A 17231-nucleotide genomic window follows, 5' to 3' on the forward strand; every position below is an offset into this window, starting at 1 on the left:
GTGTCCCTACCTTCGCTAATAAACTTATCGGGACTTGGTGTTTGAGTAGCAACTGTGCGAAAAGTGCCGTTAAGCCCAAGACTTCTGGGCACACAAGGTTGCTCCTTTCAAATTTGGTAAGAATTAAAGCCCCGCCGTGCATTGGGGTAATTCGTTGAGATAGCGATCGCAGCTTCCTCGTGTATTTCTGGTGTCTTGTTCGCGTATCCCATAATTAACTTATTTCTCGACATCCCCACCCCTTAACCCTTGATATTCTAGGGGTTTAGGAAAATCCTTATTTCTTTACAACCCCACGCTGGAACCCTTACGATCCAACGACAATAGCCTATAGGTTCATTTTTGAAGTTTTTTTAACCCATTTTATAGCCAATCGCTATAACCCTTACACAGAGGAACGTTTACTTGCTACTTTGCCCTCATAAATTTACCGAAGTGCTGTGTTTAGAACTACAGCTTTAACTTTGACACCTTGCTTCGATAACTCAGCAGCTTGCGCTTCAAACTTCTGTCTTGCCTCCTCAATACTCAACTTTGGAGGCTTTCTGGAATCTTTGCTGTCCCACTGTAGACAATTAAACCAGCCAATAAGGTAAAGACCGTGCTGACAACGGTTATCTTTGAGATAGCGATCTACAAGTTGAGTTTGCATTGCAGTGTCTAACCCTAGATTCCAGCATCCCTTAACTTCAATAATGATGCTTACACAGTCATCAATTTCTCCACTTGGAGCTCGAATAAAAGCATCTACTTGAAGATCCAAACGTTCACCGGGCGCAGCAACATCTTTACCTCCTTGCCGTCGCCGAATTTCAACCTCACGTTTTGCAATAATTCCCCTTGCTCTAAGATCTCCCTCTAAATGAATCTTTACGTAATCAGACAATGCCTGTTCATCTTTAGGGCGAGAAACAACCTGATCCCAGAGAAGAATTGCAGAAGGTGTTTCGCCTTGAAGCTTCTGGTTTAGTCTATTCAAAGATTCAATGACAACATCAAGCAGTTGATCTGCTCCATTAACAAGACGTAAATTTCGATTGCTCGTGACTTTAAGAACTTCTTGAGGCGTTGGTGCTGACCAAGTACGACGACGAGTTATAAGTTGAGCTTCAAGCAAAGTATGCCTGAGTTTTTCAGCCATTTCTGGCAACCCATCAGCTATTGTCTGCAATGCCTTACAGGACTGATTAGTACCACGCTCCTTAAGGTGATGCAGGATAAAGTTCTTCCATTCAAGAGCATTATCTTCTATGATTTTGTTTACATTGTTTTTACTATTAGTCTTCTCATCACTATTGTCATTTTGTACTCCCTCTTCTATTTTGTAAGATTGTGTAACCAGCCAAATGAAGAGTTGTGCTATTTCAGCTTCATCAAGCTGCCAATCAAAATCCCTTGATCTATGTAGATAATTAGACAAAAACTCGATTACTTCCTCTCCAAATTGAGAATCTTGCTGAATAGCTGGCCAGACAACAGACCAACCTGCCTCCTTGGTGTGAGTCATTAGCAAACTTGCTGCTTGAATAGCCTTAAAGCGATCCTTTTCACTGGAAGGTGGCGGCGAGGGGATAAGCGCTCTTGTAAAGTTTATAGCTACGCTACTCTTTTGAAGAAGCAGTTCTTCCAATAAATGTCCCATGCATCTAGGCTTTAAATTTTTATCCTCTAGTTTGTTTAGTAAAGCATTAGTTAAGTTCCGATTCCAACACTCTTTAAATGCGCTCACAAAGTTGGTACTAAAATACTCTGCATTTTCGTTATTTATAAGAGCTAAAAGAGCAGAAATCATTCTATCTGAAGCGTGTTGATACGCAAATTTCATTAACCCGTGATGAATTTCAGAATTTTGGCTGCTAGTTGATATTGAATAGCATGAGAGAATAGTTACAGCCCACCGCTTCCATACATGGCTAGGAATATTCATAACGCGATTAGGAACTTCTATTAAAAGAAGTCTTAATGCTTTATACCCAGAGATTTCATGCTCATATAAAGATAATTCATCCTCTCTTGGTTCCCAATTCAACACAAACTTCTCTGCTGCTTCAGTAATACGTACTCTGGTAGAAGTAGTTGCCTCTTTCCAACCTGGAAAAGAGATTAGATCTGGGTTTTTAAGAATATGTTCGTAGGATTGATTTTCTGTTGTAAGAGTCATTTCCCTATTGAGTTGCCACCAAGCAGATAGATCCTCAGATTCAAACTTCTCCAAAAGTTGAATAATTGTTACCGCAGGAGATACTCCTGATTGAAGATTTTCTTCTTGCTCTAGTTGGTTTAATACTTCAAGATCAACCTTTCTCTCAATTTTTGCCTCTGATGAGTCTAAAGCTATAGGCTCTATCCATACTTCAAACGCTTTACGTAAAATAGTGTTTTTAGTAATAATGCTAAGAACTGTTTTTACCCGTTCTGGAAAGTGTTCCGGGTTTGTAATAAGGACTCTCCCAATCAACTGTACCCAGGTTCGCTGAATTCGCTCATCTTCAGAGGATTGAAGGCATTCGATCATCCACGTAAAATCCTTATGAAGGTCTACTTGTAACTTAAGTCCGAGTAGCCAAACGGGTGTCCTCTCAGATAATGAAAACATGGGAACAAGGGTTGCTATTAAAAGACGACGTTTGTAATCATCACTGAGTAGTGAGTCTTTAAACAATGATCTATTCTGGTAAGTCATTCTCTCTCGATAGTTATTCCATTTTGTGAAAACTATCTTTGCAAAGGAGCCTAATATACCAGGTGATTCAAGATGCTCCCATGCCAGAAACATAATTGCATCGGATAGGTCACTGAACGGGTAGCTTAATTCACGTCTAGGTTGCTGTGCCTCAACCCATGCTAGGGCTAAAGGTAAATCTGCAACCTGAAGATGTGCAGCGAAATCTCTAGCCACAAAATTTTGATATGTACCACCAAAATAATCGCCATCAGGCTGTGTGAGAACATCGAAAACTTCTTTTGCTGTTATGTGAGATGGATAGGTTGCTTGAAGCCCATATCCCTTAAGTTCATTGTTTGGATCGTCTCCTGCTTCACCCAGAGCTAATGATTTCAATTTTGCTTTGATTTCGGTATCCCCAAGCTCACTGACTGTATGAGCAGCATTGACTCGAACCAAATAAGGTTGTGACGGATCTAGAGCAATATTAACCAAATCATGCTGAAATGATTTCAGTTGGCAGGTTTTTACAATGTCAATTGCTACATATCGGGCATCTACACTTTTAGTGGTGTCAGTAATATAAGGTTGAACTTGATCAACTAAATTCTTATCCTTCAACCTTTGATACAACCACGATCGAGGCTCATATAGCAGTTTTTCTTCATCATGCAGTCTGAGCAAAGATTCTACTAAAGCTACGCAGCTATCTTGATCAGCCATTGCTATGTCACTATGCAACATAACATCGGGCTCACTTTCAACAATTTCCCTAAACACATCAGGCACTAGACTAGCCAGCCATGCTGCAACTTCATGCAGTTGCGGAACCAGTTTCCTGTCAGGATCAGCAGGATGCTTTAATAAGCTCATTGTTTGAGCTAAGGTCATTGAATGCTGTGCTAGATACCGAGCAGCCAAGAATTCTGCATAAGTTTGATGAGCAAAACAAAAGCTATTGTGCCCATCCCCATAGGAGGAGAATAAGCTTGTAATTTTCAGTACCTCCTCAATAGCAGTTTCAGTTACCGAAAACTCACGTTCATCAAGAGTCTCTAAACCACATAACTCCTGAATGGCGATGTAATTCTTGGAGGGGGCTTCACCTGAACCTGTCCAAATGGCAACCCGATTTGCAAAGATTATGACTGCTGCTATTCTGCCAGCAATCATCATACGTTTATCAATATCTAACTTACCTTTTTCCTCTACTTCACGACGATATGGATTATTTTCGTTACAAAAATTCCAACAGCCTTTGTAGTAAAGTTCTTTTCTAGTGGAAGGAAACTGTTTATCTTCCTGGTAAATCTTCAACAGAAACTTCAGCGTAATCGGTTGGATAGCTAATGGAACAGCTTCTCTAGCTCGGATCTCTTCTAAAAAAGCTATTGGGGCTAAATGATTTTTGCCCGCTGCCTCCTCTACATCTACTCGTCGCAAAGGAGCTAATTCATAGACCCCTACATCATCTTTACCCCATATTTGTCTCAAATTTTCTTCTAAAGTGCCTCGCCAGTCAGCCGTTCTACAGGTGAGTCGAAGCTTAAGACGCTCACACGGAAAATTTTTAAGCTTACGACTTAAAGTATCTGACAAAACACTGAGTGACAAAAGCCCCTCATCCAAGCTGTCAAGAAATAAATCCAAATGATATGTACTATTCAACCAGTCTTGGAATACTGAGTTGCCGAAAATCTCATTCCTTAGTTCAGAGCTTGAGTCAAAACCTCTAAGTTCAAACTTAAGGGCAGGCTTTCCTTGCCTTTTAGCATCTTCAAATGCTTGCTCCAGTGCAAGAGACTTGCCGCCTCCCGGTTCGCCTAGTAAAATCAGGCACGGAGTTCTACTAATGGCTTCAAATGGAACGACTTCAGGATTAGTAATGTGTGCATAACTTGATTCCGGATCATCTAAATAACCAGCAAAATCAAGTTTGCAAGTCCCTCCCTTTGGATACCAGAATCTTTTCCAGTCGTATCTTGGATCTGACACCACTAATCTTTAAGAACAAAATTAATTACTCTACTATTGTCGCTCAATGACCGCGATTTGGCTCTCAAGAACAGCAGGGGGTAAAAGGATTGATCCTCACGGGGTGACAACCCCGTCAAAAACCTGAGCTAGAGGGAATGGAGCCAAATTGCGGTAAAACCCACATTCCGCAGATATTTAAGCCACTTGAATTTCCAAATAAAGTGTAATAAATAAATGCCCAAATGATTGCCATGTAATGATTTGGGCTATTTTTAAAATTAGTAGAAAAATCGATGCCCATCTGGGGAATATGGGTTAAATGATTCCAACTGTTGCAGATGTCGGGTGACAACCTAACGTCAGAATGAATGTTACAGTTACAGTCCCAGCAGCTTTATCCTTCCAGTCCCGGCAATCTTATGGGTACATTGACAGATGCCTAGCAATACTATTTTCAGTTGGTAGATGACACCGAAAGAAGAATCAAGCATCTGGTCATCCTACCGCATTATCTACCTCATCTCCCCCAAAATTTTTCGCTCTCCCATTTAGATGCGATTGATCTAGATTATTTGTATAGTTACAAGCCCCAGTAGTAGCAACATTTTTTTGCATAGGTATACGGGTATAGATATGTCGAGCATTAACTGGCAAAATCTTCGCTCTTGGAATGGTTCACAACACTCAGCCTTTGAGGAACTCTGTTGTCAACTTGCTTCCTATGAAAAACCACCATCTCCTGATTCTATATTTATTCGTAAGGGCACTCCTGATGCTGGAGTAGAATGCTTTTGGCGCTCGCCTAACTCAGAAGAAGAGTGGGCTTGGCAAGCTAAGTTCTTCTCTACGGTTGACAAGAGCCAATGGAAACAACTAGATGATTCAGTCGAAACAGCATTAGATAAGCACCCTAACTTAACCTCCTACACCGTTTGTTTGCCACTTGATCGACCAGATTCTCGAAATGACAAAAAAGAGAGCCTTATGGACAAGTGGAACGAGCGCGTTCGCAAATGGGAGAGTTGGGCGCAGGCAAGAGGTAGAACAGTTAGTTTCCTTTACTGGGGAGAGCATGAAATTTTTGAAAGACTAACTCGTGAGGAGCATCGAGGTCGGTATCTATTCTGGTTCAAAGCTGAACTATTTAGTCAAAACTGGTTTGAATCCCGTTTGGATGAAGCAATAGGCAATGCTGGAGAAAGATATACACCGGAACTGAATGTTGAATTGCCTGTCGCACAACTTTTTGATGGGTTGGGAAGAACAACAGAATTTTTTAATCAATTCAAGATTCTGCAAGGGAAAATCAAGAAATCCTATTCTAGCGGAATCTCTAGCGAAAAGGAATTATCTGCCATAGCAGTTTTTGAGTTGCTTAGAGAGAAAGTTGACCAACTCCTAGCAATCTTAAATGTTATCGATACTCTGGAAACAGACCCTATAGACTTTAAAAGGATCTCGAATTTAGCTTCTGAAGCTCGCGAAAAAGTCTATGAATACATTCGGGTGTTGGGACAACTTGAAGAGAAAGCGAAAAAACAAACTAGCTCCCAACAACAGACAGAAAATAACTGGTTGTCTTCAAGTAGATATAGTATACAAACTCACAAACTCTATAGCTTGGCAGAGGAGCTAACTTCACTCGAAGATGCAGCTCAAAGTAATGAGGTTCAGCTTGCTAATATACCAGCCTTACTTTTGCGGGGAATTGCTGGTCAAGGCAAAACTCATCTACTGTGTGATATTGCTCAAAATAGAATTCGAGAGGGCTTACCTACAGTCTTACTGCTAGGTGAGCATTTCAATGGTAGTGATGAACCTTGGCTACAAGTTACCAGACTTTTAAGGCTATCTTGTACAGCAGAAGAATTTCTGGGTGCATTAGAAACTGCGGCTCAGACAAGACAGTCAAAAGCGTTAATTTTTATTGATGCTCTAAATGAGGGTGAGGGAAAAAAGCTGTGGAAGAAACATCTCGCAGGAATGTTGACCCTTCTAGACAAATTTCCTCATCTAGGAATTGCTTTTAGTGTTCGCACTCCCTATGAAAATGTTGTTATTCCTCAACATCTTGGAGTTGATCGCTTAATACGAAAGACCCATCATGGCTTTGCTCAACATGAATATCAAGCAACACGAATTTTCTTTGACCACTATGGCATTAAGAGCCCTAGCGTCCCGTTACTCAATCCAGAGTTTCAGAATCCTCTCTTCCTAAAACTGTTTTGCCGTGGTTTGCAAAATTATCGCTGGACAGAAGTGCCACCTGGCTTTTATGGAATTTCTGCGGTTTTCAACTTCCTTATCGAATCAGTCAATGCCAAACTCGCTAGTGAAGAATATTTAGACTTTGACGAAAAATCTAGGATTGTTCAGAAAGCCGTACAAAAGCTCGCAGAAGTAATGGCGGAGAACAACAAACAATGGCTACTCAACCAAGAAGCACAAGTGATTGTTAATAAATTTCTTCCACGAGAAGGCGGTTATCACAACACTATGTTCAGACATCTTGTAGTTGAGGGAATTATCGCTGAGAACTGCTTTTGGCAAGATGATGAGCCAGTACATACGATTCGATTTTCATATGAACGGTTCTCCGATCACCTTATTGTTAAATATCTACTCGACAAATACCTGGATTCTGAAAATCCATCAGCAACCTTCCTTCCAAACAATCAATTGGGGGAATTGCTCAAGGACGACTGGACATACTGTAATCGTGGACTTGTGGAAGCATTTTCGATTCAGGTACCAGAACGGATTAGAAAAGAGCTTATTGAGGTTGCACCCCACTGTGCTAACTATTCTGCTGTGCGCGATTCATTTATTCAGAGCTTGATTTGGCGCGATCCTAATTCAATCACAGAGGCAACAAACCAGTATATTAATTCACACATTATTCAACATAAAGATTCCCGCGACCTGCTCCTAGATGCTTTTTTGACCGTAGCCTCCAATTCAAATCATCCATACAATGCAGACTTTCTGCATCAGCGTCTTAAAAGGGATTCTATGCCTGATAGAGACGCATGGTGGTCTACTTTTCTGCACTTTCAGTACGGACAACATGAGGCAGTTGATCGTCTAGTGGACTGGGCATGGATAGCAGAAGATAAAAGTCATATTGAGGATGAGGCAATTCGGTTATGCGCGATCACGCTTGCTTGGTTTCTCACAACCTCCAATCGATTCTTACGAGACCGTGCGACGAAAGCCCTCGTTTCCCTGCTTACTCCTCGCATTCACATTCTCAGACAGGTTATATCACAATTTCGAGATGTTGACGACTGGTACATTTTGGAGCGACTCTATGCTGTTGCCTACGGATGTGCAATGCGGAGTATAGATGACGTTGCGATCGCAGAACTTGCTCAGGATGTATACAGTTGGGTATTTGAGAATGGCAAACCGATTCCTCATATTCTGCTAAGGGATTATGCTCGTGGTGTGATTGAACTAGCTTTGAGCCACAACATCTCATTACAGATTGATGTTGCTCGTATTAGACCTCCCTACAAAAGTGAATGGCTTTCCCACATTCCCTCAGATAATGAACTAAAGATACACACAGATCAGGCAGAGAAAGTACTTAAGGAGCATAACTACGGAGACAGCCCATTCCTGAATCAATGGCGTAGTGTCTTTACCATCCAACGCTCAGTACTCGGTGGGGGCGACTTTGCTCGATATGTAATTGGAACAAATTCTTCAAGTTTCTCTTGGTCATCTCGACGGTTGGATGAACCACCAACCCAGAAAGAAATATATGAAAGTTTTCTAGAGTCTCTAACAGTGAAACAGGAAAGAGCCTGGAACCGCTATCGCACTGTGATAAATAACGTTGACTATTACCGTCAATTGAGTGTTGAAGAACGAATCAAAGAATTTGGATATGAATATACTGAAGAAGAGCTAGAAGAAGTAATGGCTGAAACAGAGCAATCCCTTCGTAAGGCTCTAGGTAAAAATAAGACAGAAATTTTTGAAGAATCTGTTCGGTCTTATTCCGAAGCTTCAGATGAGGATGAGTACCGCTTTGATTTAAGCATTGCTCAACGTTGGATTTTCTGGCGAGTTTTCGATCTCGGATGGACTGTAGAGCGTTTCGGCTGGTTTGATAGTAGACTAGATCTTCACGGTCGAGCAGCAAATAAACCTGAAAGAATGGGCAAAAAATATCAATGGCTTGCCTATCATGAATTTTTAGCAAGAGTATCGGATAATTTTAAGTTTAGGAAGGATGAATGGAATCCAACTGACAAGGATGGATTTGTTGGTACCTGGCAAGGCTACGAACGGAATATCGATCCGTCTTGTCTCCTAAAGAGTACTAAACAAGGCGACTCCGATAAGCACAACAAACCTTGGTGGTTTGCTGTTCCCTATGATTCATGGAATCAGCACTCCAGTGATGTTGAATGGCTCCAAGACAAAGATGATCTACCTGCTATTGAGCCAATCATCGATCTTGTTAACCCCAAGGACGGTTCTCGCTGGCTGGCTCTGGAAAATCATAGTTCATGGGATGAACCCGTTCAAATGGGTGAAGATAGTCTGCCAAAGCGACAGATCTGGTATATGCTCAAGAGCTACCTTGTTCAGAAAGAAGATATTGATTGTATATATGACTGGGCTGTGCAGCAAAACTTTATGGGACGCTGGATGCCAGAATCTCATGGACTTTCCCAAGTATTTTTGGGCGAGTTCTTTTGGTCACCCGCCTTTGAATATTACAACACTTCATACTTCAGTCATGATGGTTGGACTGATGGAGACAATAATAAGATTCCTAAAAAAGTTTTAGTCACAACAGATCGGTACATACAGGAAAGCTTTGGTTTCGATTGTTCGGTTGATGAATCTTACAACATTTATCTACCAGCCCAACTTTTAGCCGATCAAATGAAACTTCGGTGGAATGGTGTTGAAGGCTTCTTCGAGCAGGCAGGACGCTTAATTGCTTTTGACCCTTCTGTGAGAGAAGTTGGCCCGATGGCATGTCTTATAAACCGTGAGGCATTACTCGAATTTTTAGATCAGAATGGGTACGACATTCTATGGACTTTCCTTGGTGAGAAGATAATTTTGAATGGCAATCCCCTTCATGCACGTTTAGAGTTGAGTGGAGCTTTACGTTTAAAAGAGGGGCACTTAGAAGGAATAGTTAACTTTAAGCTAAACCCTAGGAAAAGCGCAAATGAAGATTCCTTCCAGACATATACTGGTAAGTTCACTATTCCTAAAACTACCTGAGTCGCTCCAACAAAGAACCGCTAAACAAGCCGATGGCAATGATTTAAAAATCACAGGCAGCATTGAGTTGAGCATCTGCCTAAACGCCGTAAACTAGAAGGAATATGGCTTTTACTCATTATTTAGGCGTGGGATTGTTTCAATTTGAGGTAGGCTTTTGCTTTAGCCAGACGGACTAAACGTTCTAAATATTCATACTGTTCCCATCGTTGTTTGTCTTCAGATCTTAGTTCGCCTGCGCGATTTTTTTCCAGTAAAGTATTAAGTTTATTTTTTCTATAGGGTGGATAGGGTGGTATTTCCGTAATCAAGATTATTTAAAATGGTTGCTTGTTTTAGGAATAAAGCGATCGCCCCAGTGCAGACTGTCCAATAACGAAATCATGAGAGTTATAGTATGTAGTATGTATGATTACTAATGAGAATCGTAAAATATTAACGATTATTCTCTGTAATTTCCTCAAGTTTAAGGTTGTATTGCGCTAGAAAATAAACTTAATCTAATCCGTATAATTACTCTTTCCTCAAGCCAGATTTATCTGTATTCTCAAAAGTATACCCACATCTTCTACAATTGATCTCATCCACTGGAGCAACAATCTATGCTGCTGCGGGAGTATTGAACAATTTTATGGAACTTAGAAGGTTTTTCGCTACTCTAGGTTGAACTTGTTTGCATTGATGGTTGCTCAGGGATAAAGTTGTCAGTCTCCCCAATTGACTATTGAGTTTATCCCCCAAATGTGTCACAAGTCATTCAATGGAGTCGATGGGGTTAGAAATCTGCAATCGTTTTTTTTAAGATTTTATCAATTAAAGATATGCAACCTAAATCTGTTGAGTTACAAAGTCGCTTAGAATCTTTAACAAATAGCTTTTTACAGCTTAGTCAAAATTTATCTGAAGCGACTCAAAACTTAGAACAGTCTTTGATTCCTCCCTCATTAGATCTGGCTGAACACATTGTTAATAAACGACAAGACTTTGAAGATATTCGCCGTCAAGCCGTCGAGTTAGCGCAATCTTTAGAAGTATCTACTACCGAGCCTGAAAAAATTATTTCTATTCATGAGCTAGAAGCCCTATTAAAAGCGATTCATAAAGCAGAAGTAGAAGAAGTTATTGATACCTGGCAACAAGCTTTAGATATTTTGGACAAAATTTTAAAAATTAATTCTAAGGATAGTGCGGATTTTCTTCCCTTACAACAATGTCTAACACAAGCTGCCCAATTGCGTAATTTAATCTTAAATAGCCCAGAAGACAACTTAAATGCAGAAGCAAAAGCATTAATATCCGGTGAACATCATCTCGCGCAACTGCTCACACTGATTTTAGAACGAGAGTCTCCAGATTATCAACGGTTGGCAAATTTGCAGGCATCTGTCGTTCAGTCTTGTGGAATGCCGATTGCACTAGCCGCGTTAACAGGGAGACTGTTTTTAGAATCAGAGTCAACATCTCCACTTGTAAAAATACCAGAATTAAAAGAAAATAACAATCCAATTGAACCGGACATTTCAGAGCCTGAACCTATTGAGTTAGAAAAATTGAAAATTGTTCCGAAAACCTATGATCTAAATAATAAAATCAATGATAAAGACTCGTCAAATCAAACTAAAATAGCTGTTTTACCTAATGTCTTTGATCAATCTAAAACCAATACTCAGGACATAGCATTATCGCTATCAAACACCAATAATGAAGACCAAGAAACAGCAATTCAATATTTAATCTGGAAACTTATTGGTGAGAAAAAACTGAGTTTGGCTTTTAATCTAGCTTGGGGGATAGAAACCGAATTTCCCCAGATTCAGCCTCGACTTCCTTCTTGGGTGATTCGAGCCGTTATTTTAGGAATTCATGTTCGTTACGACCTAGGAACTGGAGAAATTGCAAATATTTTGATAGATGATTTTGCTAATTTTAGCGAGAGTATGTTTACTAAAGAGGGGGAGTGGAATCAAGCGATTAGTTTACTTTTAGCAGCTTCAGCCCTTCGTCCCGCTTTGCTTGCTCCCAATACGGATGCTTCACAAATTCTTTTATCATTGCGGCTAGGAGAAGGACTAAATCAACTCTATGAATACTGCCAAATCATTGCTAAATATGGTTCTCAACGCCTAGCTTTAGACGTTAAGGCGATTAAAACCGTTATCAGTCAGGAACAATGGAATGATAAAATTACTGTTCTTAATCAAGAGATTGATGGGTGGTGTTCAGAAGCACCAGGATTCCTCATGAGATCAACACAGGGTCGAAGAATTTGGAAAAGATGGTTAGACTTAGGTGGACTGGTTGAGCAGTTATTATCTCAGATCAAAGAAAAAGATTCTTCTTTACTTTTAAGATCAACAACCTTAAATCACGTTCAAGAGGTCAAAGATCGAATTTCAATTTTTTATACATCTTGTGAGTTAAAAAATCAAATAGAATTAACAAAAAGACAATTGGGGGTTAACAAAAAACGAGAAATTGATCAGGATGATATCCCTAAAATTTATAGATATGTCAATCAAGCAGTTGACTTTGGTCGCCGTTGGATTGATTTACAAGAATTGCGTTTAGACCAAAGGAATGACTTTACTCAAAGACAAGCCAAACTAGCAGAGCAAATTAAGCAAGAGATTTCCGATTTACATGATCCCGTTTTGGAAGAAATTCAAATTTTTGAGAATAAAAACTCATCAGAGTTGATTCAAGCCGGAATTTATTGCTGTCAATCTGCCGTACTAGATATTCGTAATTTATTTAACCCTGACACTTCATTAGTAGCAACAGAACCTAACCCTAAATATCTTTTTTATGGAGATCTGCTAAGAACTCCTACCCTATGTTTAAATGCTGATTGGCAACCAGAAATTAGTAGTCGAACTGATCTAGTCAAAGGAATTGCAGATTTAATCATTAAAAATAATTTTGATTGGCGAGAAAATTTCCTGGAGCAAAGTGATTTAAGGAATCATGAAGCGACCGATAGAATCATTGAGTATATTCGTGTTAATCCTGAACTTTTGATTAATATTGAAGAACTAGAACGGATTCGAGAAAATAGCATTCGAGAATGTCGAGATAGTTTAGAGCGAGATATCAAAAAAACCCGAAATCAAATTGAACAAGCTGTGGCTTTGGGAATTCTAAAAGAAGGCGATCGCTTTGATTATGTAGCCCAAATTGCCCATATCGAAAAAGAAGTTGAAACCACACTTCGCTTTGATTTAAAACACAATAAACTAGACTGTATTAAAACTGCAATCGCTAATAAAAAACAAGCTGTCATTGAACAAGTTAGACAAAGATTAAATCCACTCCCTTTAACTTCTGAACAACCCAGCTATGTCCGTATTCAAGAACTGTTAGATCAAGGCAATGTATTAACAGCAAATGAATATATTGACATGGTAAGCCGAGGGGATGAAATTCCTAATATCGAAGTAGAATTTAATGATTTTAGTGACTTTTTCCCAATTAAAGTGACTGAAATTGACAATTTTATGGAAGTCAATAATCCTCCATTTGTTATTCAAAAAGTACAAAAACGAGAAAATGTTTGTGGAATCAATTTAAGACGACCCTCTGGTTCTGCTACAAACAGAGCCGCTGAAATGCTAACAGCTTGGTTTTCCGTCAAAAAAGGAGGTAAATCTCAGCAAATTTCTCAAGAAGAAGCACGAACTATTTTAGTCAACTTAGGCTTTAACCCATTAAACATTAAAGTAGAACAAATTGGGGGGCGGACTTGGCTAAAAGTCAAGACAGAAACCATACGCAATAAAGAACTATGTCCGGTTGCGGGTTATGGTTCAGCCGCTCATGGACAATATCGGATTCTTTGCGTTTGGGACAGACCCACAGCCGAAGACATTCGGAATGCAGTCGGAGAAACCTCTCACGGTGCTCCAGCTTTTGTCTTCTTTTTTGGACGGTTGACAGAACCCCGACGCAGAGACTTAGCTCGCTTATGCCGAGAACGTCGTAGCACTTTTGTACTCATTGATGATATCTTGATGCTGTATCTTTGTGGTGCAGAAGAACCACGACTGCAAACCTTATTTAATTGTGCTTTACCGTTTACCTTTGTAGAACCTTATGCCACAACGGCGGGGTTAGTTCCTCCTGAAATTTTCTATGGACGGAAACAAGAGCGAGATTCTATTATTAATCAGATGGGATCTTGCTTTATTTATGGAGGACGACAGTTAGGAAAAACAGCGTTATTACGTTCTGTAGAACGGGACTTTCATGCCTCACAGGAGCAAAGAATTGCCCTATTTCTCGATTTAAAAGCAGATGGAATTGGCATTCATAAATCCATTGAAGATATTTGGAGCTTACTAGCTGAGGAGTTTAAAAAATTAGGGATTATTCCCCGTAATATTACAACGAATATAGGTGCAAAAGCACTGTTAGGAAATCTCCAAACTTGGTTAGAAGAAGATAAAAGCCGTCGCATTCTTTTGTTACTGGATGAAACTGACAAATTTTTAGAATCTGATGGGCAAAATCACTTTAATCAAACCAGCCGTTTCAAAGGTTTAATGGATCAAACAGAACGACGGTTTAAGGTTGTATTTGCGGGATTGCATAACGTTCAACGTACCACTCGCTTAGAAAATCATCCCCTCGCTCATTATGGAGAACCCCTTTGTATTGGCCCTCTTTTAGAAAATGGAGAATGGCGGGAAGCCAGAGCACTGATCAAACGACCTTTAGCCAGTATAGGTTATGAATTATCCGATGATTTAGTCACCCGAATTCTCTCCCAAACCAATTATTATCCGAGTTTAACTCAACTCTATTGTCAGGAATTGTTGAGAGAGGTTAATAAAAATCATTTAAGGATATATGAACGTAATAAAATTCCTCCTTATGAAATTTCAGACTATCAAGTTGATGAAGCTTATCAAAGCCAAAATCTTCGTAAAGCCATTCGCGATCGCTTTCTCTGGACGCTCCAACTTGATCAACGGTATGAAGTAATTGCCTATTCCATCGCCTATGAATCTTTAACCAGTCAAGAAGGGATGGTCAATGGATTTTCTGTATCTTGGATTCAAAATGTCGTTTTGTCTTGGTGGTCGGAAGGATTTCAAGGGAAATCTACGGATGAATTTCGCGCTCTCCTTGAAGAAATGGTGGGGTTAGGGATTTTACGAGAAACGAGTAAAGGACAGTTTGCACTGAGAAGTCCTAACGTTGTTTTGCTGTTAGGAACTGAATCAGAAATTGAAGAACAACTCCTTAGAAGCCGTGAACCTTCTTTAGAATATGATGCTGCAATTTTTCGACCCGTATTGCGAAATGACTTATCTCGCCCTAGTCCTTTAACGGTTCAACAAGAATCCGTATTACGCAAACGAGAACATGGAGTTTCTATCATTGTTGGTTGTCCTGCCGCCGGTTTACATGAATTGAAAGATAGCTTGCTTTCAGCCGTTGGTCAGGAATTTTTCATTCCCATAAACGAAGTTTCTGAAATTAGCATTTTCACTCAACAGTTAGGCAACCTTGACAAGCGAGAACGCAGTATTGATGGAACAACAATTGTCTTTGTTTCATCAACTTGTGCTTGGGATTTAAAATGGGTCGAGAGATCTCAGGAAAAAGTTCAGAAATTAACCTCTAAAAAATCATTTGTCCGAGTTGTTTTTGTTGCTAATCCACAAAAACTATGGGATTTAGTTAGCACTAATTCTTTAATGTCCCTAGAATCTCAGGGAATCATTCCCATCAGCCTGAATCCTTGGCATGATGCTGCGTTGCAACAATGGTTAGAAGATTGCGATTTAGCATTAAGCAAGGAAAACCGAGAAAAGATTACTGAAATTACGGGAAATTGGTCAGTGCTGCTTCAGCGCTTTTATCAACAAGCTAAATTAGATCGCCACTGGGAACCTCACCTCCAGAAACTAGCAGAGTCTCTCACCCATTCCGATGTCTTAAGCAACCTAGCTGGGCTAATGGGACTTGATCAAGGTTATCTTGAGCAAAGACAAATATTACACACCTTGGCAACACTGGAAAAAGTTTCTAGTGAGGATTTGATTAGCGTTGTGGAAGGGATATCGCCTGAAACAGTAAACCAAACCTTGAAATGGGCGGAGTTACTTCGACTCATCAATGCTGTTGGTCATGATGACTGGAGTGTTGATCCACTGGTTCGCCGGATTCTGACATCAATTGGAGGATAAAACAGATGACTTGTTTTTGGTGGCAGCTTCCCAATCCGAACTTATTTATTGAGCGAGTTGTTCAAGACCTCAGAGATGGAAAAAATGTAATTCTTTGTTTACCTGAACACTTACCAGATGGTTTATCAAATGCAATTCAGTCTGGATTAGGTGATGGTTGGGATTGGCATAATATCTCTGTCAGGGAGGAAAATGCCCTTGATCCTGTTCATTTCCTTTTTGAGCATTTTGTTGGAGAAATTAACCCCAATGAAATTCGCAATGCTAGAACATTAGCAGAGCATGAGAATTTTTCGGGAAAAATTATTGGGTTGGATGGTTTAACTCCTGATCTCTGGCCAGCTTGGAAAAAATTTCTTTCAGACTATGACCAACCCTGTCGAAATATCCCTAAGCTCTATCGCACCTTATTTTGTGTTTCGTTAGTTGGAGAACTTGCCCTCGATCCTCCTGAAGAAGATGTGAGTTTATCCCATCAGATTTGGAAGGGTATTGTGGATCGGATGGATATGATGTTATTTACGTCTGGACTTTTTCAAGGGAAAAGAATGCTCGATTTACAAAAGCGTGTAGCTATCTCAGTGATTACTAATCTTGGGCTTTGGGATTATGAAGTTAGCGAACGTTTAGCCGATGAAAAGATTGACAATATTCTTAAACCTTTTTCAGTTCTTGAAGAAATCGCGAAGGAACGTCACTGGTTTGATTTAAGTTCTAATTTCTCAGAAAACTGGTGTAAAGGAATGACAAATCCGATGGAATTTGAAGAAAAAATTCATTCGGCTGTTTTGGTGGATGGGGTTTTAGATAAAACAGAAATAGAACGTCGGATTTGGAGTGGTGAAGTCGCAGAGTTATTACCCTTTGTTGAACAAAGACGGCATGATCTTCTTAAACTTTTAGATGGAGTTTTAAAAGTGCCATTTAGAACTCAATTTGGGGAGGTGATTGAAGATGTTAAGGATTTAGAAATTGGTCATATTGAGTATCAAATTACTGAACCTTGTAAGCGCGTTAAACCTGATGTTCGGCATTTAGTTAGACATCTCAAGGCAATTCGTAATTCCCTTTCTCATTTAGAAACAATTAACCCAGAGATATTATTGTGTCAAGAAATGACGAATTGGCATCAAATATTAAAGTAG

General features: G+C 39.8%; 5 protein-coding genes. 3 read left to right on the plus strand and 2 right to left on the minus strand.

Going from position 1 to position 17231, the window contains the following annotated elements; translation table 11 throughout:
* Positions 1–427 precede the first annotated feature (427 nt).
* Positions 428–4660: an NACHT domain-containing protein gene (locus PL9631_RS03360; protein WP_156090437.1), complete on the minus strand. Its 4233-nt coding sequence runs from the start codon at positions 4658–4660 to the stop codon at positions 428–430.
* 615 nt (positions 4661–5275) lie between these two features.
* Here PL9631_RS03360 and avs2 point away from each other — a divergent pair.
* A complete protein-coding gene (gene avs2 / locus PL9631_RS03365; RefSeq protein ID WP_083616928.1) occupies positions 5276–9895 on the plus strand; it encodes an AVAST type 2 anti-phage system protein Avs2 in 4620 nt (1539 codons plus the stop codon).
* 122 nt (positions 9896–10017) lie between these two features.
* Here avs2 and PL9631_RS03370 read toward each other — a convergent pair whose 3' ends face one another.
* A complete protein-coding gene (locus tag PL9631_RS03370; protein ID WP_083616930.1) occupies positions 10018–10206 on the minus strand; it encodes a hypothetical protein in 189 nt (62 codons plus the stop codon).
* 510 nt (positions 10207–10716) lie between these two features.
* Here PL9631_RS03370 and PL9631_RS03375 point away from each other — a divergent pair.
* A complete protein-coding gene (locus PL9631_RS03375; RefSeq protein ID WP_083616932.1) occupies positions 10717–16086 on the plus strand; it encodes an ATP-binding protein in 5370 nt (1789 codons plus the stop codon).
* Between the two features lie 5 nt (positions 16087–16091).
* Complete coding sequence (locus PL9631_RS03380) at positions 16092–17231, plus strand: hypothetical protein (RefSeq protein ID WP_083616934.1); 1140 nt, start codon at positions 16092–16094, stop codon at positions 17229–17231.

Origin of the sequence: Planktothrix paucivesiculata PCC 9631, from assembly GCF_900009265.2 — a bacterium.
Classification (GTDB): domain Bacteria; phylum Cyanobacteriota; class Cyanobacteriia; order Cyanobacteriales; family Microcoleaceae; genus Planktothrix; species Planktothrix paucivesiculata.

Coding starts and splice junctions, on each gene's coding strand:
- PL9631_RS03380 (WP_083616934.1), top strand. CDS start 16,092: ATGACTTGTTTTTGGTGGCAGCTTCCCAATCCGAACTTATTTATTGAG.
- PL9631_RS03375 (WP_083616932.1), top strand. CDS start 10,717: ATGCAACCTAAATCTGTTGAGTTACAAAGTCGCTTAGAATCTTTAACA.
- avs2 (WP_083616928.1), top strand. CDS start 5,276: ATGTCGAGCATTAACTGGCAAAATCTTCGCTCTTGGAATGGTTCACAA.